The sequence below is a fragment of the Roseicella sp. DB1501 genome (genome assembly GCF_013112485.1).
GTDB lineage: Bacteria > Pseudomonadota > Alphaproteobacteria > Acetobacterales > Acetobacteraceae > Paracraurococcus.
On sequence record NZ_JABFHG010000003.1, the window covers coordinates 210,503 to 236,148 of the forward strand.

The window sequence follows — 25,646 nt, forward strand, 5'->3', positions numbered from 1 at the left end:
GGCGGCGGGAGGGCTGTTCCCGGCCAGGTTGCCAGGCGGCCGCCGATCCTCAGCCCAGCGTCTCCAGCAGCTCGCACAGCACCGCCCCGCGCGGCGCCAGGTCGCGCCAGCGGATATGCTCCTCCGGCGCATGCGCCCCCGCCCCGGTGCAGCCGAGCCCGTCGAGGGTCGGGATGCCAAGGGCGGCGGTGAAATTGCCGTCCGAGCCGCCGCCGCGCTGCTGCCGCGGCAGGTCGTAGCCCTGCCGCGCGGCGATCGCCCGGGCGGTCTCGTAGAGGGCGAGGTTGGCCGGCCCCTCCTCCAGCGGCGGCCGGTTCAACCCGCCCTCGAGCGTGATGCGGATGCCGTCCGCCTCGCCGGCCAGGGCCCGGATGGCGGCGACCACCCGCTCCGCCTCCGCCAGGCTCGGGGCGCGGAAGTCGATCCGGCAGCCGGCCTCGGGCGGGATGACGTTCGGCCGCGTGCCGCCCCAGATGGGCGCGACATTGGTGGTGACGCCGCGCTCCAGATCGGTCAGGGCATGGATCTTCAAGATGGCCTGGGCGAGGGCGACCACGGCGCTCCGTCCCTCCGACCAATTGCCGCCGGCATGGGCGCTGCGGCCGGCGACGGTCATGGTGAAGCCGCCCGTCCCCTTGCGCCCGGTGACGCAGGCGCCCTGCGGCCCGCCCGCCGGCTCGGGGATCAGCACCGCGCAGGCGCCGCGCGCCGCCGCCTCGATCGGCGCGCGGCTGGTCGGGCTGCCCACCTCCTCGTCCGGGGTCAGCAGCAGGGTGATCGGTCGGCGCGTCCGGGTCCCCTGGCGCAGGATCTCCCGCACCGCATGGAAGGCGAGGAAGCTGCCAGCCTTCATGTCGTAGATGCCGGGGCCATGGGCGCGCTCGCCCTCGACCCGGAAGGGCATCGGCCCGGCCAGGGTCCCGTGGTCCCAGACGGTGTCGAGATGCCCGGCCACCACCACCGGCGGGCCCTCCCCGGGGGTGCGGGCGATCAGCGTGTCGCCATAGCCGTCCCGCCCCGGCAGCCGCTCGAGCGCCGCGCCGGCGGCGCCGAGCTCCGCCTCGGCGCGCGAGAGCAGGGCGTTGACCGCCGCCGCATCGGTGCTCGGCGTCTCCTGCTCGACCCAGCCCCGCAATTCGGTGAGCAGGCGGTCGGAGGAGCCGATCTCGGTCACGGGCATGCGGAGGTCCTTTCTCGGGGCCGGATCCCGGAGCTGGGGCCTGGGACGGGTCGGCCAGCGGCATGTTCGCCCGCGCCGGTCGGGCTGGAAAGCCGCGGCCCGGCCGCCCGCCCGCGCTTCCGCCTCGCCGCGATCCGCTGTAGCTGGGGGGCTGAGGGCGGCGTCGCGCCCCTGGGACGCCGCCTCCGGCGCCGCCGGGCGCGACGGCGCATAGCAGTCTCCCCAGGGGTGTCGATGTCCGACGGCATGTTCTTCGAGGATCTCGCGGTCGGCCAGAAGGCCAGCTTCGGCAAGACCATCACCGAGGCCGATATCGTCCTCTTCGCCGCCGTCACCGGCGACACCAACCCGATGCATCTCAACGCCGACTACGCGAAGGAGACGATCTTCGGCGAGCGCATCGCCCATGGCATGCTGGCCGCCGGGCTGATCACCAAGGTGCTGGGGACGCAGCTTCCCGGCCCGGGGACGATCTACATGTCGCAGAGCCTGCAATTCCGCGCCCCGGTGCGGATCGGCGAGACGGTGACCGCGACCGTCGAGGTGTTGGCGCTGCACCCGGAGAAGCACCGGGCGACGCTGCGCACCGTCTGCGCCGTGCGGGGCAAGCCGGTGCTGGAGGGCGAGGCCTATGTCTCCGTCCCGAGCCGGGCCGCCGCTGCCGCCTCCGTTCCCCCCTCTGGGACGCGGGCGGCGGAATGACCACCCCGGCCCGCCCCGCGGTCGTCACGGACTGGCACGACGTGCCGGAGGGGCTGCGCGGCGCCACCATCGCGCTCGGCAACATGGACGGGGTGCATCGCGGCCATCTCGCCGTGCTGCATGCGGCGCACCAGGCGCGGCCCGGCGCGAAGCTGGCGGCGCTCACCTTCGAGCCGCATCCGCGCGAGCATTTCCGCCCCGACGACCCGCCCTTCCGGCTGACCCTGCTACCGGCCAAGGCGGCGGCGCTGGGGGCGGCCGGGGCGGCGGTGGTCTATGCGCTGCGCTTCGACGAGACGCTGGCCGCCATGCCGGCCGAGGCCTTCTTCGAGCAGGTGCTGTGCCGGGGCCTCGGCGCCGTGCATCTCGCCTGCGGCCAGGATTTCGCCTTCGGGCATCGCCGGGGCGGGGATGCGGCGCGGCTCTCCACGCTGGCCGAGACGGCCGGGATCGGCGTGACCATCGTCCCGCCGCTGACCGATGCGCAGGGCCCCATCTCCTCGACCCGCATCCGCCGGGTGCTGCAGGACGGCTATCCGGAGCGCGCGACCGCCATGCTCGGCCGCCCCTGGGAGATCCGCGGCACGGTGGTGCATGGCGACAAGCTGGGCCGGGTGCTGGGCTGGCCGACCGCCAATATGTGGCTAGGCCGGCACCTGGAGCCGGCGCGCGGCGTCTATGCCGTCACCGTCGCGCTGCCGGACGGCACGGAGGCCAAGGGCGTCGCCAATATCGGCCGGCGGCCGACCCTTGGCGGCGATCCGGAGACGCGGCTCGAGACCTATGTCTTCGACTGGTCGGGCGATCTCTACGACCGGGAGATCGGCGTGCGGCTGATGCATTTCCTGCGGCCGGATGCCAAATTCGCCGACCTTGAGACGCTGAAGGCGGCGATCGCCCAGGATGCCGAGGCGGCGCGGGCGGCGCTGGGCTGAGCCGGCGGCGACGGCCTCATCCCGCCCGCCGCCATATCACGCCGGGCGTGTATCCACTTGCGGTGAAGAGGGGCAGCCGCGCACAACCCGCGCTTGACCCGGCCCCGCTCCGCTCCGCATAACCGCGCCATGCACGCTTCGGCGCCATATCGTCTCATCGGCCGAATTCCTGGCCCGGTCCTCGCCTGAGGCCCTCCGGCACCGCCGGAGCCGCCGCCAGGCCGGGGCCGGGACCCATCGCGCGCATCCACCGCTCCGCCGGCGCCAGGGCGCCCGCGGCCAGGACCGAGACCCATGAACGACAGCCCCGCCGACACCGCCCTCCGCGACTATCGCGGCACCGTCTTCCTGCCCGAGACCTCCTTCCCCATGCGCGGCGACCTGCCGAAGCGGGAGCCGCAATGGCTCGCCCGCTGGGAGCAACTGAAGTTGTGGGAGCGGCTGCGGGCGCAGTCGAAGGGCCGCGAGCGCTTCGTCCTGCATGACGGCCCGCCCTATGCGAACGGGCCGCTGCATATCGGCCACGCGCTGAACAAGATCCTGAAGGACGTGATCAACCGCGCCGCCCAGATGGCGGGGAAGGACGCGGATTACGTCCCGGGCTGGGACTGCCACGGCCTGCCGATCGAGTGGAAGATCGAGGAGGAGTACCGCGACCCCAAGGGCAAGTACCAGGGCGGCCGCAAGAAGGACGACGTGCCGGTGCTGGAGTTCCGCGCCGAGTGCCGCGCCTATGCCGCGCACTGGCTGGACGTGCAGCGGGAGGAGTTCAAGCGCCTCGGCGTCTTCGGCGACTGGGCCGGGCGCTACGCCACGATGGACCTCACCAGCGAGGCCGCGATCGTGCGCGAGATCGGCAAGTTCCTGACGAACGGCTCGCTCTATCGCGGCCTGCGCCCCGTGATGTGGAGCCCGGTCGAGAAGACGGCGTTGGCCGAGGCCGAGATCGAGTATCACGACCATGTCTCGCCGACGCTCTGGGCGCGCTTCCGGCTGCAGCGGGCGGCGGCGGAGGACCTGGTCGGCGCCAGCGTGGTGATCTGGACGACGACGCCCTGGACCATCCCCGGCAACCGCGCCGTCGCCTATGGCGAGGAGATCGACTACGCGCTGCTGCATGTCGATGCGGTGGGCGAGGACAGCCATCTGGTGCCGGGCGAGCGGCTGCTGGTGGCGCTGCCGCTGCTGCCGCAATTCGAGAAGGATGCGAAGCTCGGCGCGCATAGCGTGAAACGCGTGCTGAAGGGCGCGGAGCTCGCCGGCGCCGTCGCGGCGCATCCGCTGGCCGGCTGGAATGCGGGCTACGACTTCCCGGTGCCGCTGCTGCCGGGCGATTTCGTCACCACCGAGGCCGGCACCGGCTTCGTGCATATCGCGCCCGGCCATGGCGAGGACGACTTCAACCTCGGCCGCGCCCATGGGCTGGCGGTGCCGGAGACGGTGAATGACGACGGCAGCTTCACCGTGCAGGCGCCGGGCTTCACCGGCCTGCATGTCTTCAAGGCGCATGACGCCGTCTATGCCGCCTGCGAGGCGGCGGGGACGCTGGTCGCCAAGTCGAAGCTGACGCACAGCTACCCGCATAGCTGGCGCAGCAAGAAGCCGGTGATTTTCCGGGCGACGCCGCAATGGTTCATCGCCATGGACGATGCCAACCGCATCCGCGAGAAGGCGCTGGCGGCGATCGACGCCACGCATTTCGTCCCGGATCAGGGCCGCAACCGCATCGGCAGCATGGTGGCGGCGCGGCCGGATTGGTGCATCAGCCGCCAGCGCGCCTGGGGCGTGCCGATCGCCGTCTTCGTCGAAAGGGCGACGGGCGAGCCGCTGCGCGACCCGACGGTGATGGACCGCATCATCGCCGCCTTCGCCGAGGAGGGCGCTGATGCCTGGTACAAGCCGGGCGCCGCGGCGCGCTTCCTCGGAAAGGGACGCGACCCGGCGGATTACGAGCAGGTGATGGACATCGTCGATGTCTGGTTCGAGAGCGGCAGCACCCATGCCTTCGTGCTGCCCGACCACGGCCTGCCCTTCCCCGCCGACCTTTACCTGGAGGGCTCCGACCAGCATCGCGGCTGGTTCCATTCCTCGCTGCTCGAGAGCATCGGCACCAACGGCGTCGCCCCCTTCAAGGCGGTGCTGACGCATGGCTTCGTGCTCGACGAGCAGGGCCGCAAGATGTCGAAGTCGCTCGGCAACGTCACCGCGCCGCAGCAGGTGATGCAGCAATACGGCGCCGACATCCTGCGGCTCTGGGTGATGAACTCCGACACCGCCGAGGACCTGCGCATCGGGCCGGAGATCCTGAAGCAGCAGGCGGAACTGTATCGCCGCATCCGCAATTCGCTGCGCTGGCTGCTCGGCAACCTTGCCGGCTTCGAGGAGGGGGAGACCGTCCCCTATGCCGAGCTGCCGGAGCTGGAACGCTGGGTGCTGCACCGGCTGACCGAGCTGGATGCGCGGATCCGCAAGGCGGCCGAGGATTACGACTGGACCGGGGTCTATCCCGAGATCCACAATTTCTGCGCCACCGACCTCTCCGCCTTCTACTTCGACATCCGCAAGGACGCGCTCTACTGCGACGGGCCGGACAGCCATCGCCGGCGCAGCGCCCGCACGGTGCTCGACGTGCTGCATCGCTGCCTCTGCGCCTGGCTGGCGCCGGTGCTGGTCTTCACCGCCGAGGAGGCCTGGCTGGCGCGCTTCCCGGATGAGAATGGCAGCATCCACCTCACCGACTTCCCGATGGTGCCGGAAGGATGGAAGGACCCGGCGCTGGCCGAGCGCTGGGCGGAGATCCGCCGCTTCCGCCGCAGCGTCACCGGCGACATCGAGGAGAAGCGACGCGCCGGCACCATCGGCTCCTCGCTGCAGGCGAAGGCGCTGCTGCGCTTCGCGCCGGAGGAGCCGGCGAATGTGCTGACCGCCGAGGAATGGGCGGAGGTGCTGATCGTCTCCCAGGTCACGCTCACCGAGGCGGCGGAGACGGGCGAGACGGTGGAAGTCGCCCCCGGCACGAAATGCGACCGCTGCTGGCGCGTGCTGCCCGAGGTCGGCGTCTCGGAGCGGCACCCGACGCTTTGCCGCCGCTGCGAGGCGGTTGTCGAAGCCCAGGGCGGCTGAGGTCTTGAGCGCGACCACCGCCGCCGTGGCGCCAGCCCGCGGCGGCGTCCGCCTCGGCCTCGCCATGGCGGCGCTGCTGCTGCTGGCCGATCAGGCGAGCAAGTGGTGGATCCTCGAACGGCTTGACCTGCCGGCGCTGCGCAACCTGCCGCTGCTGCAGGTCGGGCCCTTCGGCCTCGACCTCACCATGGTGTGGAATCGCGGCGTCACCTTCGGCCTTCTCTCGGGGGAGGGGCCGCTGAACCACGTGCTGCTGGCGGTGGTCGCGGTCGCCATCGCCGGCTTCCTGCTGCGCTGGCTGTGGCGCGCCGAGACGCGGCTGGTGGCGCTCGCCCTCGGCGCCGTCATCGGTGGCGCCGTCGGCAACGTCATCGACCGGCTGCGCTTCGGCGCGGTGGTCGATTTCATCCGGGCGCATGCCTGGGGCTGGAACTGGTACGTCTTCAACATCGCCGATGCCGGCATCGTCTGCGGCGTCGTCGCGCTGCTCGCCGATGCGCTGCTGCGCCGGCCGGCACGGGGTTAGGTAAACCCTGCGCCGCAGCGTCGCCGCTCAGCCCGGCGGCGTCGCCAGGTGCAAGACGTTCTTCGTCACCGTGTAGCAGGCCAGCCCCTCGCTGCCGCCCTCGCGCCTCGCATGCGGCAGCTCGCCCAGCACGCTGTCATCGAAGGGGTTGAACGCCGGCTGTGCCGGGCGGCGCCGCTCGCCGCTGATGCAGAGTCGCAGTTCCGGATAGGCCGCCATGGATCCTCCTGCCGCGCCCCGGCCTCCGCGCCTTGGGGTCGGGCGTATTGTTATATTTGATCAAATATAGCCATCCCTTGCCGCCGCGGCCCGGTCAACCGCCCGCCGCCCCCTTGCGTTGCGGGGCGGCGGCCGGAAGAGTCGCGCCCCGGTCCACCGCAACGAGGGAAACGCCATCATGAGCAGCACCGCCGCCGCAACGACGGCATCGGCCGCGCCCTTCCACCCCATGCTCATCGACGGCGTCTGGGTGCCGGCGCGGGATGGCGAGACGATCCTCGTCGAGAACCCGGCCAACCGCCGGACCATTGCCGCGGTACCGCGCGGCAAGCCGGCCGATGTCGAGGTGGCCATCGCCGCGGCGCAGGCCGCCTTCTCCGCCTGGTCGCGCGTGCCGCCGCGCGAGCGTGGCCGCGCCCTGCTGCGCATCGCCGACCGGCTGGAGGCCGAGGCGGAGGCGATCGCCCGGCAGGTGGCGACCGAGACCGGCAACGCGCTCCGCACCCAGGCGCGGCCGGAGGCGCGCGGCCTCGCCGAGATCTTCCGCTATTTCGGCGGCCTCGCCAGCGAGCTGAAGGGGGAGACCATCCCGCTCGGCGAGCATGTGCTGAGCTATACGCGGCGCGAGCCGCTCGGCGTGGTCGGCGCCATCATCCCCTGGAATGCGCCGGTGCTGCTGGCCGCGCTGAAGATCGCACCCGCCCTCTGCGCCGGCAACACCATGGTGCTTAAGGCGGCGGAGGACGCGCCGCTCGGCGTGCTGATGCTCGCCGCCTTCTGCCAGGAGCACCTGCCGGCGGGCGTGCTCAACCTGCTGACCGGCACCGGCCCGGAATGCGGCGAGCCGCTGGCGCGCCACCCGGCGGTGCGCAAGCTCTCCTTCACCGGCTCGACCGCCGTCGGCAAGCTGATCATGGGCTGGGCCGCGGAGCGCATCGTGCCGGTCTCGCTCGAGCTCGGCGGCAAGTCGCCCTGCATCCTCTACCCGGATGCCGACGAGGACTGGGTGGTGGACGGCGTCGTCGCGGCGATGCGCTTCACCCGCCAGAGCCAGTCCTGCACCGCCGGCTCGCGGCTGTTCCTGCACCGGCGCATCTTCGACAGCTTCCTCGAGCGGCTGGTGGCGAAGGTGCGGACGCTGAAGCTCGGCGACCCGCTGGACGAGGCCAGCGATATCGGCACCATCATCAACCGCAAGCAGTTCGACCGCGTCTGCGGCTATGTGAAGGAGGGGATGCAGCGGCAGGATGCGCGGTTGCTGACCGGCGGCCTGCCGCCAGGCGAGGGGCCGCTGAGCGAGGGCTATTTCGCCGTCCCCACCATCTTCGCCGACGCCACCAACGATTGGCGCCTGGCGCGGGAGGAGATCTTCGGCCCGGTGCTGGTGGCGATCCCCTGGGAGGACGAGGCGGAGATGCTGCGCATGGCCAATGACAGCCATTACGGCCTCGCCGCCTATGTCTTCACCCGCGACATCGGCGCCGCCCTGCGCACGGCGCATCGGATCGAGGCTGGCTGGGTGCAGGTGAACCAGGCCGGCGGCCAGGTGCCGGGCCATTCCTATGGCGGCTACAAGCAGAGCGGCATCGGCCGGGAATTCTCGCTGGAGGGCATGCTGGAGAGCTTCACCCAGCGCAAGAATGTCAGCGTGAACCTCGACCTGCCGCCGCCGCGCGGTTGATCCCCCGGCCGCGCTCAGCGGCCAGGGCCACCGCCGCCCGGACCGCCACCAGGGCCGCCTCCTCCTGGACCCGGGCCGAAACCGCCCGGGCCCCGCCCAAAGCCGCCCAGGCCGAAGCCGCCGGGACCGAAGCTCCTGGGTCCTCTCCCTGGACCGCCCTCGGGCCCTCCTCCTGGGCCGAAGCCGCCGGGACCGGGGCTGCCGGGCCTAGCTTGGTCGGGCATGCCGCCGCCCCGCCAGGGCGGGAATCCCGATGACGGGCGATCACCGGGGGCTTGGCCTGGGCCGTGACCGGGACCGCCGCCCCGCCCACCGGGGGACATCCCGCTGGCCGGCGGCGCGGCGCCCGCCGTGCGCAGCGCGGATACCAGCAGCCCGCCATCGCCGCCCCGCACCAGCTCGACCACCGCGCGGCCACCGGCGAAGTTGCCGAGGCCCGGCGGCATCGCGGCAGCGACCCCGGGCGCGAGTCGCAGCATCCGACCATCCGGCGCGACGAAGCTCTCCAGCACGAAGGCGCGGACCTGCCGGCCGAAATAGGCCGTCGGGTCCGTCACCAGCGGGTCCGGCACCACGCTCTCGGCGCGCAGGATGCCGTTCTCGTAGCGGCCGGCGACGATCACGCCGCGATCCGTCTCCGGCAGATCCTGCGGCACGCCGCGGATCTCGAGGCCGCCGATGCGCGCCGCACCGGCCTCGCGCTGCAGCATGCCATGGACCCGCGCCGGGCCTGGCGCCATGCCGTCGAGCCGGGTCGCCTGGATCGACCCATCGGGCCGCCGCAACCCGCTCACCGCCACCCAGTCGCCGCGGCGCGGCCAGGCCTCCCCGGCTGCGGACGCGGCTGCCCGGGCCGGCGACAGCACTCGCTGGCCGGCGATCCGCAGCGCGCCATCGGCCTCGGCCGCCTCGACAGGCCCCGTCACCTCGTAGCGCACCTCGACGCGCCGGGCCTGCAGGGCGCCGCCGCTGCCCGTCGCCTCGACCACCGCAACCTGGCCGGCCCGCAGGGCGGACGGCGTGCTGCGCCGGCTCTCCACCATCACCGGCACGCTGGGGTCCAGCGCGACCTCCTGGCCAGCGAGGCAGATGCTGGCGAAGCCGGTGATGACGCCGACGATGCCGGTGCCGCCGATCCCGCGCTCGGCCTGTTGGAAGGTGGGCGCGCCGGTGCCGCCGATCCCACGCTCAGCGAGGACGGGGTCGCCCTCCTTGCGGCGGATGCCCGTGCCGCCCAGGCCACGCTCGGCCTGACGCATCGCATCCGCCGGGGCGCCGGTGCCGCCGATGCCGCGCTCGCCGAGCACCGGGCCGCCATCCGGCCCAACCTGGCATCGCGGCCCCGCCGGCCCCGCCGAGGCGTTGCCGGCAGGGGCGGCCACCTCCGGCCGCGGGGCACAGCCGGCCAGCGCCACCAGCAGCGCCAGCGCCTGCCAGGCGGGGGAGGGGCGCATCATGCCGCGTCGCCCGGCGGCTCGTCCTCGACGTAGAGGTAGACGCCGAGATTGACCCGCCGCCTGGGTCGGTCCCCACCGGGATCCGGCGCCTCCTCCCCGACCAGCCCGAGGGCGTGGCGGTTGACCTCGATCAGCACCCGCTCCGCCGCCTCGCGCGCCACGGCCTCGAGCGCCGCCGCGACTCCTGGGTCGAGCCGGTCGTAATGCACGCTGCGGTCGAGGAAGGGCGGCTTGGCCGCAGCGCCGACATTGGCGGTGGCCGCCGCCAGATGATCCGCCAGGTTGCGGGCGAAGTAGAAGAGCTGCGCCTCCTGGCCCGGCCGCGGCAGGAAGGCGGTGGCGTCGAGGGTGACGCGGTCATCCTCGCCGAGGCGGACGAGACCGAGGCTCAGCCATTCGTCGAGCACGGCGCGCGGCCGCATGTCGCTCGTCGTCGCCTCCACCAGCTCCTCGAAGGAGGGCTCGCCGGGCGTGCGCAGCCGCGCCAGCGGGCGCGGCGACCCGTCCGGGCCGGCGAAGCCCGGATCGCCCAGCCAGCGGGCGAGGATCTGGCTGCCCAGCGTGACCACGGCCGGCGCCTCCTCCGGATCGGCGGCGCTGCGGTGCCGGCGCACCTCCTTGCGGTGGATGCCGGTGATCAGGCTGATGCGGCTGTCGGTGCGCGGCGTGGCGCCGGGGAGGTCGGCGCGGGCGACGTCGAGATAGAGGCCGCGGAGCAGGTCGGCCAGCACGGGAAAGGTGACGCCGCACTGGATCAGGAAACGGACGAGAGGCCGCAGCATGCGCCGGAGGGGGCCGATGAGCGCCTCCGCGGTCGGGCGTTCGGGTGATGCGGTCAATCCAGGACTTCCGGCCGGCTCCCCACCCCATAGCATTGCTTTGCTGCCGGGAGAATTGACGCGCCCGTGGGAGGCGCGTTGGGAGGCGACCCGGAGGTTGGGCCGGAAAGATCTATGCCTGTCGCGCTGGCGCTTGACGTGGGAAAATGTCCCATGCAATGACGGGGGTGCTGACCATCCCTCGCCCCGCAGGCCCGGAACCCCGGACATGATCCACGCTGCCCGGCCGGCGCCGCCGATTGGCGCCGCCTCCTGCCTTGCCGTCCTGCCGGACCTGCACCGCGCATGATGCCGCGCGTCCATCCGCGGCGGCCGAACCGGCAGGGCCAGGCCCGCATGGCGCGCCGGCGGGCGCCGGTCGTGCTGCCGCGGCCGCCCGAGGCGCGGCCCGAGGCACGAGCCGGGCGCTGGGCTCAACTGGCGCGGCGCTGCGGCCGCTGGATGCTGCGGCATTGGCAGCGCCTGCGGGCGCAGATCCGCGCAGTCCCCTTCGGCGAGCCCTGGTAGAGGCAGGGGCCAAGCCGGTCGTCCACTGGTCGTCCACTGGCCGGCCCTGCCTGAAAACCGCGAGCAGCGGCGCCGGCGGGGTGCCGGCGCCGCCTGTCTCAAGCGAAGAGCGCGTCGTGCGCGAAGGGGACACCCATCGGGTGGCCGTCCCCGGTCTCGACCGGCGGCGCGGCAGCCGTCTCCGAGCCGGTGTCGGAGCCCGTCTCCGGTGTCTCCGCGGTATTGGTGCCGTCCGTCCCGACGCCGGCATCCTCCTTGCTGCCGGCTGGCGGCAGGTGGTGATCCGGGCCATGGCCGGGGCCGAAGACGAAGGCATGGCCACCGAGGCCGCCGGGCGGGTGATCGCCCAAGGCAACGGCGCCCGGCGGAGCAGTCGGCCGGGCCGGCGGCAGGGTGGGAGTGGTGGTCGTATCGGCGGTGGAGGTCGGGTCCGTGGCTTCGGTGGTGGCCGTGCTGGTGGTGTCCGCCATGGAATGGTTCTCCGTAAGAAGACAGGTGCCCGGGTCGGCATGACATCGCGCGGAAACCGGCGGGCGAGGCGAATTCGAGAATTCGCCCTGATCCCTGGCACCCTTGTTGAAGGAAGGCCATGTATCCCCAAGGGATATTGGCTCTCTGTAGTGGGCTTTGTATTATAGTGGTCGCGGTTCCGCCATTCCCTGCGGGCAGGGAACACATCCGGAGCTGTCCATGTGATTGGTCGTTCGGATGCGATGCATTCAAGTATTATATGTGGGATCATATCCCACATCAACGAATAAGTTCTTTTAAGGTGGAGTTCGCGCGACGAAGTTGCGACGCTCCCGGATTGACCAACCCGCTCCTGCTTCGGCGGCCTCCCATCGAAGGGGATGCGGGCCGGGGTGGCGAGGGCAGCGCAGGGGCCCCGCGCGTCCAGGCATTCACGCCCTCCCGCGATCCCCTTTATCCAGCCGGGGCATCCACCAGAGGCAGGGCCAGCATCGCCACCGTGCGGTTGCCCTTGCGATCCAGCGTCACGCGGCCGGCCTCCCGCGTGGCGATGACACGGGCGAGCGACAGCCCCTCGCCCGCGACCATGGGCTCCGTCCAGCCCCAGCCATCGTCGAGGACCAGCAGGCGCAGCTCGCTGCCGTCATTCTCCAGCCGCACCTCGATCTCGCCCGCGAGCCGCGCATACAGGCCGTGCTTGACGGCATTGCCGACCAGCTCATGCGCCACCCGCAGCACCGCCTCCTGCAGCGGCTCGGGGCAAGGTTCGGCGAGCCGGAGGCGCAGCCGGATATCCTGCCCGGGCGCGCCGAGCAGCGCCGTCATCGCCTCGCAAAGCCCGGCGAGACGTTCGGCGAAGGGCGCCGGCTCATGCGTCAGGCCGAAGAGCGCGTCGGAGATCTCCGCCGTCAGCAGGATGCGCCGGTGCAGATCCGCCGCGACCGCGCGGCTCGCCTCGGTCTGCCGCAGGGCCGGATGCGCGTCGATCATGAAGAGGATGCGCTGCAGCGCGTTCTTCGTCTGGTGCCGGAGCTGGCGGAACTCCGTCGCCGTCAGTCGCGGGAAGAGGCCGTCGGCGACCGGGGCAGGTCCGGGGGCAGGTCCGGGGGCGAGGGCGCTGGCGAGGCTGAGCAAGGCTTGGGTCATCCTCACGGTCATGAGCGTGAATGGTCGGCCCGCGAGAAATATGTGGGCTAATTTCCCACGTCAAGCAGAATGTGGGTCTTTGTCCCACACGCAAAGCACTCTACATTCGTGCTCCCCACAGGACCCATTCCGATCCCCGCCACCTCCTCCGACCGCGCCGCGGCGTCCCCGAACCTGCTGCTCAGCCCGCTCGCGCGGCTGTTGCGGCCGCTGGTGCGCCTGCTGATCCGCCGCGGCATCACCTTCCCGGTGCTCTCCGGCCTGCTGCGCGGCCTCTATGTGGAGGTGGCGCGGCACGACCTGCTGACCGAACCGCGCACCCGCACCGACAGCAGGATCAGCCTGCTGACCGGCATCCATCGCAAGGAACTCCGCCGCCAGCGCGCGCCGGACCCGCTCGCACAGCCGGCGGTGGTGACGCTCGATACCCAGATCATGGCGCGCTGGCTCGGCGCGCCGGCCACCACCGATACCGCCGGGCAGCCCCTGCCCCTGCCGCGCAGCGGGCTGGCGCCGTCCTTCGAGAGCCTGGTGACCTCCGTCACCCGCGACGTGCGGCCGCGCGCGGTGCTGGACGACTGGCTCGGCCAGGGGCTCGTCACCCTGGATGCGGCCGGCCGGGTCTGCCTGCGGGCCACCGCCTTCCTGCCGCCGCCCGGCAGCGAGGCGCAGCTCTACTACTTCGCCCGCAATCTGCACGACCACATCGCGGCGGCGGCCGGCAATCTCCTGGCTGGGGAGGGGCCGCCCTTCCTGGAGCGCAGCCTGCATTACGACCGGCTCGGCCCCGCCGCCGCGGCCCGGCTGGAAGCCGAGGGGCGCAAGGCGGCGCAGCGCATGCTGCTCGAGCTCAACCGCCTCGCGCTCAGCCTGGCCGAGGCCGAGGATGGGACGGGCGCCCCTGGCGATCCGCCGACGCGGCGGGTCAATCTCGGGGTCTATCTCTATGTTGAGGAGGACGGCCCCCTCCGTGAGGAAGGCCCCGGTGCCGCCGGCTGAGGCGCTGCGCCGGCATGCCGCGCGGCTCCTCCTGGCGCTGCTGGCCGGCTGCACGCCGCCCGCGCCGCCCGCAGCCCCGCCCGTCGCCGCCTCGGCCACGGGCGGCGTCTGCCGCACTGGCCCGGATGGCGGTCCGCCGCCCGATACCCTCCCGCCGCGCCTGGCCGAGCGGGGCATCGGCGGCACGGGTATCGGCAGCACGGGTATCGGCAGCACGGGTATCGGCAGCACGGGCATCGGCAGCACGGGCATCGGCAGCACGGGCATCGGCAGCACGGGTATCGGCAGCACGGGCATCGGCAGCACGGGCATCGGCAGCACGGGCATCGACGGCGCGGCGGCGGAGGGCGATCGCGGCATCGGCGGCACCGGCGCCCCGCCCATCCGCCAGGCCGATCGCGGCATCGGCGGCACCGGTATCGTCGCGGTCATCACCGGTTTCGCCAGCATCTGCCTCGGCGGCCAGGAGGTCGCGCTGGAGGCCGGCCTGCCGGTGCTGCTCGACGGCGTGGCCGCCGCGCCGGATGCCCTGCGGGCTGGGCAGGTGGCGCTGGTCGAGGCGGCCGGGCCGGGCCGGGCGCTGCGGGCGCAGGGCATCCGCATCCGCCACGAGGTCTCCGGCCCGGTCGAGGCGGTCGGCACCGACGGGCTGCTGCGGGTGGCCGGGCAGCGCGTCGCCGTCACGCCCTCGACCCTTGGCTTGGCCGCGCCGCGGCCCGGCGACTGGGTGGCGGTGAGCGGCCTGCCGCGGCCGGATGGGGTGGTGCAGGCGACCCGGCTCGACCCGCGCCGGCCGGGGCCAGTGACGGTGCATGGCCGCCTCGCCCGCGACGGCGATGGCTGGCGGGTCGGCGGCCTGGCGGTGCATCCGGCGGGGGCGGCCGGTCCGGTCCTGGCCTCGGTCCCGTTCCCGTTCCCGGTCTCGGTCTCCGGCCGCTATGCCGGCGGCGCGCTGCGGGCGGCGGCCATCGCCCCCGATCCGCTGGCGACGGACCCGGCGGCGCTCTTCCCGCCGGGCACCGGCCGGATCCTGTTCGAGGGCTATGCCATCGCCGAGGGTGGCCGCCTGCGCCTCGGGCCGGGCCTGGCGCTGGCCGCGCCGCCCGGCGGGGCCGCGCTGCTGCCCGGGCGAGGGCCTGAGCGGGTCGTCGTCGCCCTGGAACGTCTAGCGACCGGCGATCTGCGGGCGACGGGGCTGCGGTCCAGCGGGTCCGAGGTGCGCCCTGGCGAGGCCCAACCGGGCGGGTCCCGCCCAGGTCCGGCCGGCGATGCCCCGATGCGGCCGGGCCCGGACGCGATGAGCCCGGCCCCGATGCCGAACCGCAGCCTCGGCCTGGATGGGGCAGGCGGGGTGCGGGGCGGCTGGGATGGCGGCTTCGGTGCCGGCACTGGTTCCTCCCCTGGGTCTTCCCCTGGGTCAGGCGCCGGGTTGGGCGGGCCTGGCGGCCAGGGTGGGGCGATGGGCGGTGGGGCGATGGGCGGTGGGGCGATGGGCGGTGGGGCGATGGGCGGCTTCGGCGGTCGCGGGCGCTGAAACGGGAGCGCCGGGCGGCTGCCCGTTGCCCTGGCGGCGGGAAGGGGCCACATGCGCCCCCATGTCTGCCCATTCCATCCAGGGCCAGCCCGACCATGCGGGCTGGCACGGCACCACCATCCTCTCGGTCCGCAAGGATGGCCGTGTCGCCATGGCCGGCGACGGCCAGGTCTCGCTCGGCCAGACGGTCGTCAAGGGCAATGCCCGCAAGGTGCGCCGCATCGCCGGCGGCAAGGTGCTCGCCGGCTTCGCCGGTGCGACGGCCGATGCCTTCACCCTGCTCGAGCGGCTCGAGGCCAAGCTGGAGCGCTTCCCCGACCAGCTCGAGCGCGCCTGCGTCGAGCTCGCCAAGGACTGGCGCAGCGACCGCTACCTGCGGCGGCTGGAGGCCCTGCTCGCCGTCGCCGATGCCCGCCGCTCGCTGCTGCTGACCGGCCAGGGCGACGTGCTGGAGCCGGAGGATGCGGTGATCGGCATCGGCTCGGGCGGCAATTACGCCCTCGCCGCGGCGCGCGCCCTGCTGCCGGTGCCGGACCTCTCGGCCGAGGAGATCTGCCGCCGCGCCATGCGCATCGCCGGCGATATCTGCGTCTACACCAACGGCAACGTCACCCTCGAAACCCTGGAAGCCGCCTGAACCGATGTCCGTGGAAGCCGTGAACCTGTCCCCGCGCGAGATCGTCTCCGAGCTCGACCGCTACATCGTTGGCCAGAACGACGCGAAGCGCGCCGTGGCGATCGCGCTGCGCAACCGCTGGCGGCGGCAGCAGCTTCCCGAGGCGCTGCGCGAGGAGGTGGTGCCGAAGAACATCCTGATGATCGGCCCGACCGGCTGCGGCAAGACCGAGATCGCGCGCCGCCTGGCGAAGCTCGCCAACGCTCCCTTCCTGAAGGTGGAGGCGACGAAGTTCACCGAGGTCGGCTATGTCGGCCGCGACGTGGAGAGCATCGTCCGCGACCTGGTCGAGGTCTCCATCACCCAGATGCGCGAGCAGTCGCGCCGCGGGGTGCAGGCCAAGGCGGAGCTCGCCACCGAGGAACGGCTGGTGACGGCGCTGGTCGGCGAGGGCGCCTCGGGCGAGACGCGGATGAAGTTCCGCCGCATGCTGCGCGAGGGCCAGCTCGAGAGCCGCGAGATCGAGGTGCAGGTGAGCGATGCCGGCGGCACGCCGCTCGGCATGATCGACCTGCCGGGCGCCCAGGGCATCCAGATGCAGAACATGCAGGAGATGCTTGGCAAGATGTTCGGCGGCAGGACCAAGCCGCGCAAGATGACAGTGGCCGAGGCGCGGCAGGTGCTGCTGAAGGACGAGGCCGACAAGCTGCTTGACCAGGAGCAGCTCACGCGCGACGCCGTCGCCAATGCCGAGAACAACGGCATCGTCTTCCTCGACGAGATCGACAAGATCGCCCGCGGCTCGGAGAACGGCACGCGCGGCGGCGATGTCAGCCGCGAGGGCGTGCAGCGCGACCTGCTGCCGCTGATCGAGGGCACGACGGTGACGACGAAGCACGGGCCGGTGAAGACCGACCATATCCTCTTCATCGCCTCGGGCGCCTTCCACCTGAGCAAGCCGAGCGACCTGCTGCCGGAATTGCAGGGCCGGCTGCCGATCCGCGTCGAGCTCTCGGCGCTGACCCGCGAGGATTTCCGCCGCATCCTGACCGAGCCCGAGCACTCGCTCATCAAGCAATACGTGGCGCTGCTCGGCACCGAGGGCGTCACGCTCGAGATCGGCGCCGATGCGGTGGATGCCGTGGCCGACCTCGCCGCCGACATCAATGCCCGGGTCGAGAATATCGGCGCGCGGCGCCTGGCGACGGTGCTGGAGCGGCTGCTCGAGGAGATCAGCTTCACCGCCTCCGACCGCCCGGGCGAGCGCGTGCCGGTGGACGCGGCCTATGTGCAGGAGAAGGTGGCGCCGCTGGCCGGCAGCGCCGATCTCAGCCGCTACATCCTGTAGCGGCGGCCGGATGGCGCTTGCGGCCCGGGCCGGCCCTGCGTTATAACTCTTGTGGTCACGGTCCGGGTGGGCCGGGCCGGCGGGAGAGTGTCATGGCGACCCTGAAGCTGCGGGCGATAGGCAATTCGGTGGGCGTGGTCTTGCCGAAGGAGTTGCTGGCCCGGCTGCGGCTGGGCGAGGGCGACACGGTACAGGTGGTCGAGACGCCGGATGGCTTCCGGGTGGTCCGCCAGGATCCCGAATTCAATCGGCAGATGGAGGCGGCGCGCGAGGTGATGCGACGCCGCCGGGCCGTGCTGCGCGAACTGGCGAAGTGAGCCAGCCGGTCTGGCTCTCGCCCGACGTCATCCTTGCCATCCATGAGGAGCAGCTCGCCGAGCATGGCGGCGGCGAGGGCGTCCGGGATGCCGGGCTCATGGAAAGTGCGCTGGCCCGGCCGCGGAACCTCGCTGCCTATGGCGCGCCCGACCTGCCGGCCCTGGCCGCGGCGCTGGGTTACGGCCTCGCCCGCAACCATCCCTTCGTCGATGGCAACAAGCGGACCGCCTTCGTCGCCGTCGAGACCTTCCTGCTACTGAACGGCCTCGACCTGGTGGCGGGCGATGCCGAATGCGTCGTCGTCATGCTCGACCTCGCCGCCGGCGAGCTGCCGGAGGCTGAATTCGCCGCTTGGCTTCGCGACAACACGCGGCCGCGGGGCTGAGCCGCCGGCCTACTCCGCCGGCCGCAGCCACACCGCGATGTCGTGGAAGGCGCCGCCCGCCGGCGCCCACAATGAGTTCACGCCGATCCCTTCGGGGAAGGCGTCGCTGGGCGCGATGCCCTCCAGCGCCAGCACCCCCTCGAACAGCATCGCCGCCAGGGTCAGCGCGCCGCGGGCATTGCCGATGCGCACCCGCGCCCCGTCGGCGATGCCGAGCCGCGCCGCATCGCGCGGGTTCACCCGCAGCCGCGGCGCTCCTTCCCGCTTCCGCGAGCCCGGCGTCTCGGTGAAGCTGGTGTTGAGGAAGCTGCGGGCCGGCGGGGTGATCAGGCGGAAGGGCGCCTCCGGCCCGGCCCATTCCAGCTTCTGCCAATAGCTCGGCAGGCGCGGCATCTCCGCCCCATAGGGGCCGAGCGCCGCCCAGTCGGGCCGGAAGCGAAAGCGCCCGTCGGGCTGCGGGAATCCGGCGAAATCCGGCCCCGAGGGGATGTCGACCGCGACCGGCAGGAAACCCGCCTCGACCGCCGCCGCCCGGGATGGTGCACCCGCTCGGCATAGCGGGCGACCTTCGCGCAGCAGGTGCCGGCCGTGTCGTCGTAGCTGGCCGAGCCGCGGACGCGGCCGATGCGGGCGGGCGAGAGCCGTTCCACCTCCAGCACGCAGGCGCTCGGGCAATCATGCGGGCAGGCGGTGCGAATCATCGCGGGAGCAAGGCTGCCATCCATGGCACGTCTCCCGGGGCTTCCCCACATCCTGACGGTCGGGCGAACCCGACGCCATCCCCGAAGGTTGTTGCCACCGCGATGAACGACACCCGTCTCCCCGCCCCCAGCCTGCCCGAGGTTGCCCTGCCCGAGGTGGCCCTGGCCGAGCTCGATGCCGCCGTGGTGGTGCTGGAGGGGACCTCCCTGCCGGTCCGCCTCGCCTCCCTGGTCGGCGGCACGGTGGAGGCGCTGAAGCGCCGCCTGCCCAGGGGCGCCCAGAGCATGATCGACGGCGCGGTGCGGCGGGCGCTGGTCGTTGCCCTGCGCACCGCGCTGCGGAGCGGGCCGGAGCGCAACCCGACGCGGCTGTCGGGGGAATGGCTGCATCGCGGGCTGCTCGCCGCCTCGGGCGCGGCCGGCGGGGCGCTCGGCCTGCCCGGGACGCTGATGGAGCTGCCGGTCTCAACCACCCTGCTGCTGCGCCAGGTGGCGGCGATCGCGGCCGAGGAAGGGGAGGACCTCTCGGACCCGCTGGTGCAGGCGGAATGCCTGAAAGTCTTCGCCCTCGGCGGCCGCAATCCGGAGGATGACGAGACGGAAAGCGGCTATTTCGCACTGCGCCTGGCCCTGGCCGAGGCGGTGAAGAGCGCGGTCGGGCGCGGCGTGGCGCAGTTCCTACCGGGCTTCCTCGGCGCCATCGCCGCCCGCTTCGGGGTGCCGGTCGCCTTCAAGCTCTCGGCCCAGGCGGCGCCGGTGGTGGGCGCGGCCGGCGGCGTGGCGGTGAACCTGGCTTTCCTCGAGCATTTCCGCGGAGTCGCCCGGGCGCATTTCACCGTCCGGCGGCTGGAGCGGCGCCACGGCCCGGCCATGGTGCGCGCGGCCTATGAGCGGCTGCGCGAGCGGCCGATCGGGTGATATCCACGGAGTGGCGGCGCGCCCGGGTCAGCCCCGCAGCACTGCCCGGAGCACCAGGGCGACCGCGCCCACCGTGAGCACGCCCGCCGCCCAGAGGGCGAGGAACCACAGCAGGCGGCGGCCCATCCTCAGTGGTATCCCTCGCCTGCCTTCACCTTGCCGCGGAACAGCCAGTAGACATAGCCGGTATAGGCCAGCACCACCGGGATCAGCACCGCCGCCCCGACCAGCAGGAAGAGCTGCGAGTCCCGCGGCGCCGCCGCCTCCCAGATGGTGATGCTCGGCGGCACGATGGTTGGCCAGATCGAGATGCCGAGCCCGGTATAGGCGAGGAAGAACAGGCCGAGCGCGCAGGCGAAGGGGATGCCGTCGCGCCAGACCACGCGCCGGTGCTCGCGGCCGCCGCCCGCCTCGTCGAGGCCGCGGAACAGCCGCCAGGCCAGCACCACCACCAGGATCGGCACCGGCAGGGCCGCCAGGATCGCCGGGAAATCGAACCAGCGGTCACGGAAGGCTGGCAGCAGGAAGGGCACCACGGCGCTCACCAGGGCGATGAAGCCGAGGGTCAGCCAGCCGAGCCCGCGCGCCAGGCGGCGCACCTGCTCCTGCATCTCGCCCTCGGTCTTCCAGACCAGCCAGCAGGCGCCGAGCAGCCCGTAGCCGGCGAGGAGGGCGAGGCCGGTGACGATGGAGAAGGGCGAGAGCCAGTCCCACCAGCCGCCGGCATAGGCCCGGCCCTCGACTTCGACGCCCTGCACAAGTGCGCCGAGGGCGATGCCCTGGGCCAGCGTCGCCACGTAGCTGCCGCCGGAGAAGGAGCGGTCCCACCACACCCGCTGCCCCGGCGTCGCGGCGCGGAAGCGCATCTCGAAGGCGACGCCGCGGAAGACGAGGGCGAGCAGCATGACGATGATCGGCATGTAGATCGCCGGCATGATCGTCGCGTAGGCGAGGGGAAAGACGGCGAAGAGGCCGCCGCCACCGAGGATCAGCCAGGTCTCGTTGCCGTCCCAGACCGGGGCGACGGTGTTCACCGCGAGGTCGCGGTCCTCCTTCCCGTGGATCCAGGGAAAGAGGATGCCGACACCGAGGTCGAAGCCGTCCATGCAGACATAGAGGAAGACGGCGGTGGCGATCAGGAAGGCCCAGATCGTGGCGATGGTCTCGGCCGACATGGGTCACTCCGCCGGCTGCGGCCGGGCCTCGGCGGCCCGGTCGGGGTTCACCGAGGGCGCGGGCGTGATGCCGGCGCTGCGGATCGGCGGCTCGGATTCGGCGCCGCGCTCCTCCGCCTCGGGCGGATGGCGGAACAGCCGGAACAGGTACCAGATGCCGGCGCCGAAGACGACGAAGTAGACCACGATGAAGAGGACGAGCGAGGTGGCGACGGCCGGCAGGGCGATCGGGCTGACGCTCTCGGCCGTGGTGAGATGGCCATAGACGGTATAGGGCTGCCGCCCCGCCTCGGTGGTGATCCAGCCGAAGGTGACGGCGAGCAGGCCGGAGGGGCCCATCGCCAGCGCCCAGCGCAAGAACCAGTCCCGCTCGTGCAGCGCCCGCTTCCAGCGCAGCCAGAGCGAGACCATGCCGAGCGCGATCATCAGCACACCGAGCCCGACCATGATGCGGAAGGACCAGAAGACGAGCGGCACGTTGGTCGGCCGCGCCTCCGGCGGGAAGTCCTTCAGCCCGCGCACCTCGCCATCCCATTCATGGGTCAGGATCAGGCTGCCGAGGCGCGGGATGCCGAGGGCGAGGCGCGTCTCCTGCCGCTCCATGTCGGGCAGGCCGAAGAGGAGCAGCGGCGCGCCGCGCTGCGTCTCCCAATGGCCCTCCATCGCCGCCACCTTCTGCGGCTGGTAGTGCACCGCCCAGAGACCCTGCATGTCGCCGAAGACCGCCTGGGCCGGCGCGACGGCGGTGGCCATCCACATCGCCATGCTGAACATCACCCGGGCGCGCGCATTCGCCCGGTCGCGCAGCAGGTGGAAGGCGCCCACCGCGCCCACGATCATCGCCGTGGTCAGATAGGCGCCGGTGATGGTGTGGAGGTAGCGGAAGGGGAAGGAGGGATTGAAGACGATCTCCCACCAGTCGTCGGGCAGGAAGCGGCCCTCCGGCGAGAGCACGTAGCCCGCCGGCGTCTGCATCCAGGAATTGGCCGCGAGGATCCAGAAGCCCGAGATCAGCGTACCAATGGCGACCAGGCAGGTGGCGGCGAAATGCAGCCCGCGCCCGACGCGTCCGAGACCGAAGAGCATGACGCCGAGGAAGCCGGCTTCCAGGAAGAAGGCCGTCAGCACTTCATAGCCGAGCAAGGGCCCAAGCACCGGGCCGGTGCGGTCGGAGAAGACCGACCAGTTGGTGCCGAACTGGTAGGAGAGGACGATGCCGGAGACGACGCCCATGGCGAAGTTCACGGCGAAGACCTTCAGCCAGTAGCGGAACAGGTCGAGATAGAGGGCCCGCCCGGTCCAGATCCACAGCCCCTCCAGCACCGCGAGATAGCTGGCGAGGCCGATGGTGAAGGCCGGGAAGAGGAAGTGGAAAGTGACGGTGAAAGCGAACTGGAAGCGCGCAAGATCGAGCGCGGTGGGGAAGACGTCCCAAAGCATCAAACCAAGCCCCTCGGCTATGCGAGGTTAGTCGTGCCGGGTCGCCAGCGTTCCGCCCGCCGATCCCGCGTTCCCGTCACGAAGGCGGGAGCGGGAGACCGCGTAATCAGGCGACGGCGCGCAACGGCGCCGGCAGCTCGGTCTGCACCGCATGCACGCCGACCACCTGGCCGAGATTGCCGGCGACGAGATGCACCATTTCGGCCGGCATGGCGTGCAGGACCAACTCGGCCCGCATCAACTCGCCCTCACGTTCCACATGGAACATGTCGGCGACGAGATCGCGCTTGGCGAGAGGCTGCAGGAGACGCGGCAGGAGGCCGGGGGAAACATCGGCCGTGACATGGAATCGGGCTGCGACGAGGTCGGACATCGGAGTGGCTCCGAGATGAGGCGCGAAGGGAGGGAGGCGAACCCGGCTGCATGACGCGCCGCCCTCCGGGCAACGCGGCTCAGGCGGCCGGGCCAGTAATTCGCGCGGTACGCGGTCCGATCATCGACATGCCCTTACCCTAGCCCCGCGAGGGGGGCGCAGTCCAGCTTGCGGGGTCAACAAGCGCGTGTCGTAGCGAACACGCAACGGCGAGTTTGCCCTGGCGCCAGCGCCGGCGACAGCCCGGCTTCGCCTGCCCTAACCGATCTGCACCAGCCGCCCGCCATCGACCGGCAGCGCTACCCCGGTGATGAAGCCCGCCTCGTCCGAGGCCAGGAAGAGCGCGGCATTCGCCACGTCCCAGGCAGTGCCCATCTTGCGCCGCAGCGGCACCTTGGCGTCGCGCTCGGCCGCCACCTCGGCGCGGCTCTTGCCGGTGTGGCGGACGCGGGTATCCACCGCCATCGGCGTATCCATCAGCCCGGGCAGAATGGTGTTGCAGCGGATGCCGTGCGGGGCGTTCTGGTTCGCCACCTGCTCGGTGAAGGCGATCATCGCTGCCTTGGTCGTCTTGTAGGCGACATAAGGATAGCTCTCGACGGCCGCGGCGGAGGAGATGGAGAGGATCACCCCCTCCCGCTGCTGCCGCATCACCGGCAGCGCATGCTTCACCGCCATGACGAAGCCGCGGAGGTTCACCGCGGTGACGCGGTCGAAGGCCTCCTCGGTGATCTCGGTCGGCGGCGCATCGCCGCCCGCGAGCGACATGCCGACATTGTAGTGCAGGATGTCGAGCCGGCCCCAGCGCCGCACCGCCTCGGCGATGGCGGCGGCGAGGCTCGCCTCGCGCATCGCATCGGCCTCGATGGCGACGGCGCCGTTGCCGGCCTGCCGCGCCGTCTCCTCGGCCGAGGCGAGGTCACGGTCGGCGCAAAGCACCAGCGCGCCTTCCTGCGCGAAGCGGATGGCGGTGGCGCGGCCGTTGCCCGTGCCCTCGCCGGGACTCTGCCCAGCGCCGATGATGATGGCCGTCTTGTCCTTGAGCCGCATGCGACGTTCCCCTCGGTCCGCCGCATGCTGCCCGCCCTGGCCGCACCGGTCCAGGGGACGATCCTCGGCTCGGAGGACCTTGTCCGGGGCTCCCGCGAAGCCGCGCAGCGGTTTCGCGGGAAAGCGTCAAAACTCCCGCGGCGGGCGCGGGCGGCGCGGCGTCCGCGGACCGTTGCCGAACTGGTCCTGCTGGTGCGTCGGGACGCGGCGCTCGCGCGGCGGCGGCGGCGGCGCGGCGAGATCGGCCTCGAGCTCGCGGATCTTGCCGGCGATGGAGGTGCGCAGCTCCGGCGAGGTATGCGGCTTCAGCGTCCGGATCGTCTCCTTCAGCTCGGCGAGGAGGCGCACCTTCTCCTCCCGCGTGCGCTTCAGCGGACGGTTGTCGGAGAACTGGCCTTCAAAGGAACGCATGTGACTTTCTCCCCGGGCGGGCGGCGCCTCCTCGGGCCCCGAACCCTTTTGCAGGAATGATAGCAAATGCAGCGGCGAGCACCGCAGAAATACGGATCGTCGGCTATCTGTGGGACGCGGCGACCGCGCGCTGAAACACCGCCCCGTGGCGGGGCGACGCTGCATCTTGGGTGGAAAACAACGCCAGACCGTTGACGGATGCGGAGATGGCCCCGCTGGCGAGGCAGGCGGGAGCCGGCGCCACCCCCTATGGCACTCCTGGGAAGAGGCCCTTCGGGGCGGCGCCGCTCCGGCTCAGATGTCGAGCATCAGCCGGCGCGGATCCTCGATGCTCTCCTTCACCCGGACAAGGAAGCTGACCGCCTCCTTGCCATCGACGATGCGGTGATCGTAGGAGAGAGCGATGTACATCATCGGGCGGATCTCGATCTTGCCGCCCACCACCATCGGGCGCTCCTGGATCTTGTGCATGCCCAGGATGCCGGACTGCGGCGGGTTCAGGATCGGCGTGCTCATCAGGCTGCCGTAGATGCCGCCATTGGTGATGGTGAAGCTGCCACCGGCCAACTCCTCGAGCTTGAGCTGGCCGTCGCGGGCGCGCTTGCCGAAGCCGCCGATCGCCTTCTCGATCTCGGCGAAGCCCATCCGGTCGGCATTGCGCAGCACCGGCACGACCAAGCCGTTCGGCCCGCCGACCGCGATGCCCATATGCACGAAGTGCTTGTAGATGATCTGGTCGCCCTCGATCTCGGCATTGACCGCCGGGAACTCCTTCAGCGCGGCGACGCAAGCCTTCACGAAGAAGGACATGAAGCCGAGGCGCACGCCGTGCCGCTTCTCGAACACGTCGCGGTACTCGGTGCGGAGCGCCATCGCCGCGCCCATGTCCACCTCGTTGAAGGTGGTGAGCATGGCGGCGTTGTTCTGCGCCTCCTTCAGCCGGCGGGCGATGGTGACGCGCAGCCGCGTCATCTTCACCCGCTCCTCGCCCTCCTCGAGCGCGCGCTGCGTCGCCGGCTTGGCGGCGGCGGCCGGGGCCGTGGCGGGGCGCGAGAGGAAGTCGAGCACGTCGCCCTTGGCGATGCGGCCGTCCTTGGCGCTGCCCTCGCCGATCTGCTCGGCGCCGACGCCGCGCTCGGCCATCAGCTTGGCAGCGGCGGGCAGCGGCGCATGACCGCCCCCTGGGCCGCCCGCTGGCGCGCCGGGCACCGCGACCGGGCCCTGCGGCTGGCGCGGCTGCTCCACCTTGGGCTGCGCCGCGGCGGCCGGGGCAGGGACGGGCTCGGCCTTCTGCGGCCTGGCGGCCGGGGCCGGCGCGGCGGCGGCACCGCCGGCGGCGATGCTGCCGAGCACCGCGCCCGGCTCCACCTCGGCGCCCTCATCGGCGGCGATGGATTCGATGACGCCGGCAGCGGGGGCGTTGACCTCCACCGTCACCTTGTCGGTCTCGAGCTCCACCAGCGGCTCGTCCGCCTTCACGGCCTCGCCGGCCTTCTTCAGCCAGCGCGCGACGGTCGCGGTACTGACGCTTTCGCCCAGGGTGGGCACGAGGATTTCGGTCGCCATCGTCCTTATCGCCTTCCTGCGAGGTG

28 protein-coding genes are annotated in these 25,646 nt (G+C 72.2%); 13 read left to right on the top strand and 15 right to left on the bottom strand.

Annotated features, from left to right (window positions below):
* Positions 1 to 49: 49 nt before the first annotated feature.
* A complete protein-coding gene (locus tag HJG45_RS07295; RefSeq protein WP_171611444.1) occupies positions 50 to 1,180 on the bottom strand; it encodes a M20 family metallopeptidase in 1,131 nt (376 codons plus the stop codon).
* 234 nt (positions 1,181 to 1,414) lie between these two features.
* Between HJG45_RS07295 and HJG45_RS07300 the strand changes: the two genes are divergently transcribed.
* From HJG45_RS07300 to lspA, 4 genes are all read left to right on the top strand, one after another.
* Complete coding sequence (locus HJG45_RS07300; RefSeq protein ID WP_171611445.1) at positions 1,415 to 1,882, top strand: MaoC family dehydratase; 468 nt, start codon at positions 1,415 to 1,417, stop codon at positions 1,880 to 1,882.
* Complete coding sequence (locus tag HJG45_RS07305) at positions 1,879 to 2,817, top strand: bifunctional riboflavin kinase/FAD synthetase (protein ID WP_171611446.1); 939 nt, start codon at positions 1,879 to 1,881, stop codon at positions 2,815 to 2,817. The genes HJG45_RS07300 and HJG45_RS07305 overlap by 4 nt, the downstream gene beginning before the upstream one ends.
* Before the next feature lie 294 nt (positions 2,818 to 3,111).
* Positions 3,112 to 5,940: an isoleucine--tRNA ligase gene (gene ileS / locus HJG45_RS07310; protein ID WP_171611447.1), complete on the top strand. Its 2,829-nt coding sequence runs from the start codon at positions 3,112 to 3,114 to the stop codon at positions 5,938 to 5,940.
* A 64-nt stretch (positions 5,941 to 6,004) separates the two neighbouring features.
* A complete protein-coding gene (gene lspA / locus HJG45_RS07315) occupies positions 6,005 to 6,466 on the top strand; it encodes a signal peptidase II (RefSeq protein WP_171611779.1) in 462 nt (153 codons plus the stop codon).
* Between the two features lie 27 nt (positions 6,467 to 6,493).
* On the opposite strand, the gene HJG45_RS07320 is transcribed toward lspA, so the two are convergent.
* On the bottom strand, positions 6,494 to 6,685 hold the full coding sequence (locus HJG45_RS07320) for a hypothetical protein (protein WP_171611448.1): 192 nt from the start codon (positions 6,683 to 6,685) through the stop codon (positions 6,494 to 6,496).
* A gap of 178 nt (positions 6,686 to 6,863) precedes the next feature.
* Here HJG45_RS07320 and HJG45_RS07325 point away from each other — a divergent pair, with 178 nt between their 5' ends.
* The gene (locus HJG45_RS07325) at positions 6,864 to 8,366 is read left to right on the top strand and encodes an aldehyde dehydrogenase family protein (protein WP_171611449.1); all 1,503 of its coding nucleotides are present in this window, start codon (positions 6,864 to 6,866) and stop codon (positions 8,364 to 8,366) included.
* A 14-nt stretch (positions 8,367 to 8,380) separates the two neighbouring features.
* Here HJG45_RS07325 and HJG45_RS29170 read toward each other — a convergent pair whose 3' ends face one another.
* Together HJG45_RS29170 and HJG45_RS07335 are read right to left on the bottom strand one after the other, a co-directional pair.
* Positions 8,381 to 9,823: a DUF5666 domain-containing protein gene (locus HJG45_RS29170; protein ID WP_171611450.1), complete on the bottom strand. Its 1,443-nt coding sequence runs from the start codon at positions 9,821 to 9,823 to the stop codon at positions 8,381 to 8,383.
* The gene (locus tag HJG45_RS07335; RefSeq protein ID WP_171611451.1) at positions 9,820 to 10,662 is read right to left on the bottom strand and encodes a DUF6502 family protein; all 843 of its coding nucleotides are present in this window, start codon (positions 10,660 to 10,662) and stop codon (positions 9,820 to 9,822) included. The genes HJG45_RS29170 and HJG45_RS07335 overlap by 4 nt, the downstream gene beginning before the upstream one ends.
* A 285-nt stretch (positions 10,663 to 10,947) precedes the next feature.
* Between HJG45_RS07335 and HJG45_RS07340 the strand changes: the two genes are divergently transcribed.
* On the top strand, positions 10,948 to 11,169 hold the full coding sequence (locus tag HJG45_RS07340) for a hypothetical protein (RefSeq protein WP_171611452.1): 222 nt from the start codon (positions 10,948 to 10,950) through the stop codon (positions 11,167 to 11,169).
* A gap of 98 nt (positions 11,170 to 11,267) precedes the next feature.
* On the opposite strand, the gene HJG45_RS07345 is transcribed toward HJG45_RS07340, so the two are convergent.
* Both HJG45_RS07345 and HJG45_RS07350 read right to left on the bottom strand, forming a co-directional pair.
* Complete coding sequence (locus HJG45_RS07345; RefSeq protein ID WP_171611273.1) at positions 11,268 to 11,639, bottom strand: hypothetical protein; 372 nt, start codon at positions 11,637 to 11,639, stop codon at positions 11,268 to 11,270.
* A 454-nt stretch (positions 11,640 to 12,093) separates the two neighbouring features.
* The gene (locus HJG45_RS07350; RefSeq protein ID WP_171611453.1) at positions 12,094 to 12,786 is read right to left on the bottom strand and encodes a sensor histidine kinase; all 693 of its coding nucleotides are present in this window, start codon (positions 12,784 to 12,786) and stop codon (positions 12,094 to 12,096) included.
* A gap of 108 nt (positions 12,787 to 12,894) precedes the next feature.
* On the opposite strand from HJG45_RS07350, the gene HJG45_RS07355 reads away from it, so the two are divergent.
* From HJG45_RS07355 to HJG45_RS07380, 6 genes are all read left to right on the top strand, one after another.
* Positions 12,895 to 13,785, top strand: coding sequence for a DUF6502 family protein (locus tag HJG45_RS07355; RefSeq protein WP_368040535.1), 891 nt, complete (start codon positions 12,895 to 12,897; stop codon positions 13,783 to 13,785).
* Positions 13,757 to 15,319, top strand: coding sequence for a DUF5666 domain-containing protein (locus HJG45_RS07360; RefSeq protein WP_171611454.1), 1,563 nt, complete (start codon positions 13,757 to 13,759; stop codon positions 15,317 to 15,319). The genes HJG45_RS07355 and HJG45_RS07360 overlap by 29 nt, the downstream gene beginning before the upstream one ends.
* Before the next feature lie 61 nt (positions 15,320 to 15,380).
* Complete coding sequence (gene hslV / locus HJG45_RS07365; RefSeq protein ID WP_171611455.1) at positions 15,381 to 15,956, top strand: ATP-dependent protease subunit HslV; 576 nt, start codon at positions 15,381 to 15,383, stop codon at positions 15,954 to 15,956.
* 10 nt (positions 15,957 to 15,966) lie between these two features.
* Positions 15,967 to 17,283: an ATP-dependent protease ATPase subunit HslU gene (gene hslU / locus HJG45_RS07370; RefSeq protein WP_368040549.1), complete on the top strand. Its 1,317-nt coding sequence runs from the start codon at positions 15,967 to 15,969 to the stop codon at positions 17,281 to 17,283.
* A gap of 92 nt (positions 17,284 to 17,375) precedes the next feature.
* Positions 17,376 to 17,600: an AbrB/MazE/SpoVT family DNA-binding domain-containing protein gene (locus HJG45_RS07375; protein ID WP_171611457.1), complete on the top strand. Its 225-nt coding sequence runs from the start codon at positions 17,376 to 17,378 to the stop codon at positions 17,598 to 17,600.
* The gene (locus HJG45_RS07380) at positions 17,597 to 17,986 is read left to right on the top strand and encodes a type II toxin-antitoxin system death-on-curing family toxin (RefSeq protein WP_171611458.1); all 390 of its coding nucleotides are present in this window, start codon (positions 17,597 to 17,599) and stop codon (positions 17,984 to 17,986) included. The genes HJG45_RS07375 and HJG45_RS07380 overlap by 4 nt, the downstream gene beginning before the upstream one ends.
* Before the next feature lie 9 nt (positions 17,987 to 17,995).
* Here HJG45_RS07380 and HJG45_RS07385 read toward each other — a convergent pair whose 3' ends face one another.
* Both HJG45_RS07385 and HJG45_RS29360 read right to left on the bottom strand, forming a co-directional pair.
* Positions 17,996 to 18,379, bottom strand: coding sequence for a molybdopterin dinucleotide binding domain-containing protein (locus tag HJG45_RS07385; protein WP_171611459.1), 384 nt, complete (start codon positions 18,377 to 18,379; stop codon positions 17,996 to 17,998).
* The gene (locus tag HJG45_RS29360) at positions 18,313 to 18,738 is read right to left on the bottom strand and encodes a hypothetical protein (protein WP_368040536.1); all 426 of its coding nucleotides are present in this window, start codon (positions 18,736 to 18,738) and stop codon (positions 18,313 to 18,315) included. The genes HJG45_RS07385 and HJG45_RS29360 overlap by 67 nt, the downstream gene beginning before the upstream one ends.
* 51 nt (positions 18,739 to 18,789) lie before the next feature.
* Here HJG45_RS29360 and HJG45_RS07395 point away from each other — a divergent pair, with 51 nt between their 5' ends.
* Entirely contained in the window at positions 18,790 to 19,605 is an 816-nt protein-coding gene (locus HJG45_RS07395) for an EcsC family protein (protein ID WP_171611461.1), read from the top strand.
* 27 nt (positions 19,606 to 19,632) lie between these two features.
* Here HJG45_RS07395 and HJG45_RS07400 read toward each other — a convergent pair whose 3' ends face one another.
* The 7 genes from HJG45_RS07400 to odhB all read right to left on the bottom strand — a co-directional run bounded on the left by HJG45_RS07400 (position 19,633) and on the right by odhB (position 25,620).
* Positions 19,633 to 19,731: a DUF2474 family protein gene (locus HJG45_RS07400; protein ID WP_171611462.1), complete on the bottom strand. Its 99-nt coding sequence runs from the start codon at positions 19,729 to 19,731 to the stop codon at positions 19,633 to 19,635.
* A gap of 2 nt (positions 19,732 to 19,733) precedes the next feature.
* Positions 19,734 to 20,780 carry a cytochrome d ubiquinol oxidase subunit II gene (cydB, locus tag HJG45_RS07405; RefSeq protein WP_171611463.1) on the bottom strand — a complete coding sequence of 349 codons (1,047 nt, stop codon included), beginning with the start codon at positions 20,778 to 20,780 and terminating at the stop codon, positions 19,734 to 19,736.
* A 3-nt stretch (positions 20,781 to 20,783) separates the two neighbouring features.
* Entirely contained in the window at positions 20,784 to 22,220 is a 1,437-nt protein-coding gene (locus HJG45_RS07410; RefSeq protein WP_171611464.1) for a cytochrome ubiquinol oxidase subunit I, read from the bottom strand.
* 106 nt (positions 22,221 to 22,326) lie between these two features.
* Positions 22,327 to 22,593, bottom strand: a complete 267-nt coding sequence (locus HJG45_RS07415; RefSeq protein ID WP_171611465.1) for a hypothetical protein — start codon at positions 22,591 to 22,593, stop codon at positions 22,327 to 22,329.
* Positions 22,594 to 22,851: 258 nt separating this feature from the next.
* Positions 22,852 to 23,643, bottom strand: coding sequence for an SDR family NAD(P)-dependent oxidoreductase (locus tag HJG45_RS07420; protein ID WP_171611466.1), 792 nt, complete (start codon positions 23,641 to 23,643; stop codon positions 22,852 to 22,854).
* Positions 23,644 to 23,769: 126 nt separating this feature from the next.
* Entirely contained in the window at positions 23,770 to 24,054 is a 285-nt protein-coding gene (locus tag HJG45_RS07425) for a hypothetical protein (RefSeq protein WP_171611274.1), read from the bottom strand.
* A 294-nt stretch (positions 24,055 to 24,348) separates the two neighbouring features.
* Positions 24,349 to 25,620, bottom strand: coding sequence for a 2-oxoglutarate dehydrogenase complex dihydrolipoyllysine-residue succinyltransferase (gene odhB / locus HJG45_RS07430; protein WP_171611467.1), 1,272 nt, complete (start codon positions 25,618 to 25,620; stop codon positions 24,349 to 24,351).
* Positions 25,621 to 25,646: the final 26 nt, after the last annotated feature.

What these genes read in the sequence shown, in the direction of transcription:
- HJG45_RS07295 (WP_171611444.1), bottom strand. Translation starts at nt 1,180, where the DNA reads ATGCCCGTGACCGAGATCGGCTCCTCCGACCGCCTGCTCACCGAATTG.
- HJG45_RS07300 (WP_171611445.1), top strand. Translation starts at nt 1,415, where the DNA reads ATGTCCGACGGCATGTTCTTCGAGGATCTCGCGGTCGGCCAGAAGGCC.
- HJG45_RS07305 (WP_171611446.1), top strand. Translation starts at nt 1,879, where the DNA reads ATGACCACCCCGGCCCGCCCCGCGGTCGTCACGGACTGGCACGACGTG.
- ileS (WP_171611447.1), top strand. Translation starts at nt 3,112, where the DNA reads ATGAACGACAGCCCCGCCGACACCGCCCTCCGCGACTATCGCGGCACC.
- lspA (WP_171611779.1), top strand. Translation starts at nt 6,005, where the DNA reads ATGGCGGCGCTGCTGCTGCTGGCCGATCAGGCGAGCAAGTGGTGGATC.
- HJG45_RS07320 (WP_171611448.1), bottom strand. Translation starts at nt 6,685, where the DNA reads ATGGCGGCCTATCCGGAACTGCGACTCTGCATCAGCGGCGAGCGGCGC.
- HJG45_RS07325 (WP_171611449.1), top strand. Translation starts at nt 6,864, where the DNA reads ATGAGCAGCACCGCCGCCGCAACGACGGCATCGGCCGCGCCCTTCCAC.
- HJG45_RS29170 (WP_171611450.1), bottom strand. Translation starts at nt 9,823, where the DNA reads ATGATGCGCCCCTCCCCCGCCTGGCAGGCGCTGGCGCTGCTGGTGGCG.
- HJG45_RS07340 (WP_171611452.1), top strand. Translation starts at nt 10,948, where the DNA reads ATGATGCCGCGCGTCCATCCGCGGCGGCCGAACCGGCAGGGCCAGGCC.
- HJG45_RS07345 (WP_171611273.1), bottom strand. Translation starts at nt 11,639, where the DNA reads ATGGCGGACACCACCAGCACGGCCACCACCGAAGCCACGGACCCGACC.
- HJG45_RS07350 (WP_171611453.1), bottom strand. Translation starts at nt 12,786, where the DNA reads ATGACCCAAGCCTTGCTCAGCCTCGCCAGCGCCCTCGCCCCCGGACCT.
- hslV (WP_171611455.1), top strand. Translation starts at nt 15,381, where the DNA reads ATGTCTGCCCATTCCATCCAGGGCCAGCCCGACCATGCGGGCTGGCAC.
- HJG45_RS07375 (WP_171611457.1), top strand. Translation starts at nt 17,376, where the DNA reads ATGGCGACCCTGAAGCTGCGGGCGATAGGCAATTCGGTGGGCGTGGTC.
- HJG45_RS07385 (WP_171611459.1), bottom strand. Translation starts at nt 18,379, where the DNA reads ATGCCGCGCCTGCCGAGCTATTGGCAGAAGCTGGAATGGGCCGGGCCG.
- HJG45_RS29360 (WP_368040536.1), bottom strand. Translation starts at nt 18,738, where the DNA reads ATGTGGGGAAGCCCCGGGAGACGTGCCATGGATGGCAGCCTTGCTCCC.
- HJG45_RS07395 (WP_171611461.1), top strand. Translation starts at nt 18,790, where the DNA reads ATGAACGACACCCGTCTCCCCGCCCCCAGCCTGCCCGAGGTTGCCCTG.
- HJG45_RS07400 (WP_171611462.1), bottom strand. Translation starts at nt 19,731, where the DNA reads ATGGGCCGCCGCCTGCTGTGGTTCCTCGCCCTCTGGGCGGCGGGCGTG.
- cydB (WP_171611463.1), bottom strand. Translation starts at nt 20,780, where the DNA reads ATGTCGGCCGAGACCATCGCCACGATCTGGGCCTTCCTGATCGCCACC.
- HJG45_RS07410 (WP_171611464.1), bottom strand. Translation starts at nt 22,220, where the DNA reads ATGCTTTGGGACGTCTTCCCCACCGCGCTCGATCTTGCGCGCTTCCAG.
- HJG45_RS07415 (WP_171611465.1), bottom strand. Translation starts at nt 22,593, where the DNA reads ATGTCCGACCTCGTCGCAGCCCGATTCCATGTCACGGCCGATGTTTCC.
- HJG45_RS07420 (WP_171611466.1), bottom strand. Translation starts at nt 23,643, where the DNA reads ATGCGGCTCAAGGACAAGACGGCCATCATCATCGGCGCTGGGCAGAGT.
- HJG45_RS07425 (WP_171611274.1), bottom strand. Translation starts at nt 24,054, where the DNA reads ATGCGTTCCTTTGAAGGCCAGTTCTCCGACAACCGTCCGCTGAAGCGC.
- odhB (WP_171611467.1), bottom strand. Translation starts at nt 25,620, where the DNA reads ATGGCGACCGAAATCCTCGTGCCCACCCTGGGCGAAAGCGTCAGTACC.